This window comes from Streptomyces sp. SID1328 (genome assembly GCF_009865595.1).
GTDB classification, from domain to species: domain Bacteria; phylum Actinomycetota; class Actinomycetes; order Streptomycetales; family Streptomycetaceae; genus Streptomyces; species Streptomyces griseoluteus.
This window is the reverse complement of record NZ_WWKH01001062.1, coordinates 1-1812: the sequence shown is the minus strand read 5'-3', so window position 1 is coordinate 1812 and position 1812 is coordinate 1. Positions and strand designations below refer to the sequence as shown.

The following is a 1812-nucleotide window of genomic DNA, read 5'->3' as shown; positions in this document are numbered from 1 at the left end:
GCGGCTGCTGTGCGCGAAACCCTTCGCCCGGCAGCACGGCGCGAGCTGGACCCCGCTGGCCGACCCCTCCCTGCACCGGGGGTACGAGGTCGGCGCGAGTGAGTCCCACGGGGAGACGGGCGAGGTCCCGCAGTGGCTTGCGGAGGCCCTGACGGAGGTGACGCGATGAGCACCGAGGTGGCGGACGGCATCGCCCGCGAGTGGGACGCGCTCGGCGTCCGGGGCGCGTTCCTCGCCCGGAACATCGACACCGGCGAGGAGCTGGGCTTCGCCGTCGACGTACCGGTACCGCTCGCCTCGGTGGTGAAGGTCCCGCTGGCCCTGGTCGTGCTGGACCGGATCGCGGCCGGGGAACTCGACCCGGCCCGGCCCGTGACCTACGTACCCCCCGCCGGGAACCCCGGCCCGACCGGGCTCGCGGCGTTCCGCCATCCGGCGACGCTGGCCGTCGGCGACCTGCTGCTGATGATGCTCTCGGTGAGCGACAACGCCGCCGCCGACCTCCTCCTCGACCTGGTCCCGGTACCGGAAGTGGACGCGCGGCTGCGCTCCTGGAACTGCCCGGACCTGCGGGTACGGCACCGGCTGCACCACATGTACGCCTGCGCCGCCGGAGCTTCCGGCAACGACTTCTCCCTCGCGCTGGAGCTGGCCGTACGCGACGAGCGCACCGGGCGGCACACCATCGAGACGCTGGATCCGGCGCACGCCAGCACCGGGACGGCCGGGGCGCTGGTGTCCCTGCTGGAGCGGGTGTGGCGCGACGAGATCTCCGACCCGGCGGCGACGGCGGAGCTGCGCCGGCTCATGGGCTTCCAGGTCTTCGCCCACCGGATGGTGAGCGAGCTGCGCGCGGACTCACTGCGGTACAGCGGAAAGACGGGGTCGTTCCTGCATCTGCGGCACGAGATCGGTGTGGTGGAGGCGGACTCCGGCGACCGGGTGGCGCTGGCCGCGCTGACCCGCGCGGACCGCAGGGCGTCCCTGGCGCCGGACATCGACCTGGCCATCGGGGTCGCGGCCCGGCGGGCGTTCGAGGCGCTGCGGAGTTGAGGCCGGGCGTCAGCCCCTGCCGCCGCTGAGCCGCCGCCACTCCGGGCCGACGCGACTCCACTCCTCGCCCCACTCCGCGAGCCGGCGCCGGACGAGCGAGCCGCACGCCAGCCGTCCGCCGCCCCAGACGGCCGTGCCGGTGATCTGGGCGACGAGGACGCCGGTGAGCACGGTCTGGAGCATGGACTCGGCCATGGAGGCGGGCGGCGGCACGGTACGTCCGGTGCCGTCCAGAGGTCGACGGCGGTGCCGGCCGGGGCGCCGGGGCTCACCTTGGCCTTGTCCGTGTGCACGGCGCCCCGGCCGTCGGTCCAGCGGGCCTTGGCCCACACCCGGTCGTCGTCGTAACCGCCGCGTGAGGGCGCGGTCTTCGGCGCCGGGCCGGTGAGGACGGCGCGGACCTCGTGCACCTGGTCGCGGCGCACGGCGAGCGCGGAGTCCACGGAACTCGCGGCCGCCCAGCCCGCGAGGGCACCGCCCAGTACGACGAGGACCCAGGTGAGCAGCAGGACCCACGCCTCGACGAGGTCGCCGTGTCTGCGCAGCGGATTGCGCCGCCAGCGCCAGAGTCGTATCGGGGTGATCGTTTCCGGAGGTGTCCGAGTCATCGGCAGCCGCCTCCTCTCGCCTGCCCACACCACCATCGTGCACCTGACCCGGCGCGCCCGCAGGACGGACGGCCGGGGCGGAAGAACCGCACGCGGGAGGCGCACGGCAGACAAGGGGGCGCCCCCGAACCGGCCGGTTCGGGGGCGCCCC

2 protein-coding genes are annotated in these 1812 nt (G+C 74.9%); one reads left to right on the top strand and one right to left on the bottom strand.

Going from position 1 to position 1812, the window contains the following annotated elements; translation table 11 throughout:
* The first annotated feature begins 165 nt into the window (after positions 1-165).
* A complete protein-coding gene (locus GT030_RS34150) occupies positions 166-1053 on the top strand; it encodes a serine hydrolase (RefSeq protein ID WP_161204379.1) in 888 nt (295 codons plus the stop codon).
* Positions 1054-1062: 9 nt separating this feature from the next.
* Here the strand turns inward: GT030_RS34150 and GT030_RS36990 are convergent, their stop codons facing one another.
* Entirely contained in the window at positions 1063-1266 is a 204-nt protein-coding gene (locus tag GT030_RS36990; RefSeq protein ID WP_237523014.1) for a hypothetical protein, read from the bottom strand.
* Positions 1267-1812: the final 546 nt, after the last annotated feature.

Excerpts from the sequence above, each read along its gene's own strand:
- GT030_RS34150 (WP_161204379.1), top strand. The coding sequence starts at position 166 with ATGAGCACCGAGGTGGCGGACGGCATCGCCCGCGAGTGGGACGCGCTC.